This is a genomic window from Phytoactinopolyspora endophytica (assembly GCF_004138495.1).
Classification (GTDB): Bacteria; Actinomycetota; Actinomycetes; order Jiangellales; family Jiangellaceae; genus Phytoactinopolyspora; species Phytoactinopolyspora endophytica.
Map to the genome: position 1 here is coordinate 18592 of NZ_ML142877.1, position 1049 is coordinate 19640.

General features: G+C 67.9%; 1 protein-coding gene and 1 pseudogene. Both read left to right on the forward strand.

Annotation, left to right across the window (positions count from 1 at the left end; all coding sequences use genetic code 11):
- Positions 1–459 (forward strand): UGSC family (seleno)protein (locus ELR45_RS32560; RefSeq protein WP_205857718.1); only part of this gene is annotated, 459 nt, incomplete at its 5' end.
- Between the two features lies 1 nt (position 460).
- Positions 461–1049: pseudogene (locus tag ELR45_RS32565) on the forward strand (hypothetical protein); the annotation flags it as partial.

A 1049-nucleotide genomic window follows, 5' to 3' on the forward strand; every position in this document is an offset into this window, starting at 1 on the left:
GGTCTTCGTGGCCTGACGGTAGGGCTCTTGGACAACACGAAGCCGAACGCCACGGCTCTGTTGTCGGTGATCGCTGCCGAGCTCGAGCGCCGGCAGGGTGTGGCGGGGTCCCGCATGTACACGAAGGACTACTTCGGCACGCCGTTGAAGGAGGACCTGCTCAGCCGGATCAAGCAGGAGTGCGACGTCGTCGTCACAGCCGTCGGCGACTGTGGGTCCTGCAGCGCTGCCACGGTCGCCGACGGGATCCTGTTCGAGCGTGCCGGGATGCCCGCGGTCAGCGTCTGCACGGACTCGTTCATGATGTCAGCGCGGGCGATGGCGAGCGTCCAGGGCTTCCCGGGGTACGAGTTCCTGACCGCGCCCCACCCGATGGCCAGTCTCGACGCGCCCCAGATTCACGACCGCGCGCAGGACCTCATGCCCGGCGTGCTGCGCATTCTCGGTGCGGAGGCATGAGATGACATCGACGACCACCCAGGCCCAGAAGTCCGCTAGCCCGCTGCCGGAAGCACCGCGGGTCGATGTCCGCGAGGTCCTCGACGTGATGGAGTACTTCACCGAGCAGGCCTGGACCGACGGACTGCCCATTGTGCCGGTGACCGAGTCGTATCTGGAGGAATTCCTCGCTCAGAGCAGCCGCGACCCCGACGACGTCCTGTTCGACGTGCCGCACCTGAACCGCGAGCTGACCGTTCGGCTCGCCGCGATCAACGCGGGCCTTGCCGGGTGCCGCCCGGAGTACTTCCCGGTGGTCCAGGCCGCCTGGGAGGCGATCGCCCAGGAGCCGCACCCGCGACGCGGGATCTGGCAGAGCACCACGGGCACCGCCCCGTTCACGGTCGTGAACGGGCCGGTCCGCAGCCAGATCGGGCTGAACAGCCAGGGCAACATCTTCGGGTCCGGCTTCCGGGCGAACGCCACGATCGGCCGCGCCATCAGGCTCGGGACCATGAACGTCTTCGGCCTACAGCCGCACCAGCTCGACCAGGCGACGCAGGGAACTCCCGCGAAATACACCGCGTGCATCGCGGAGAACGAAGAGGAGA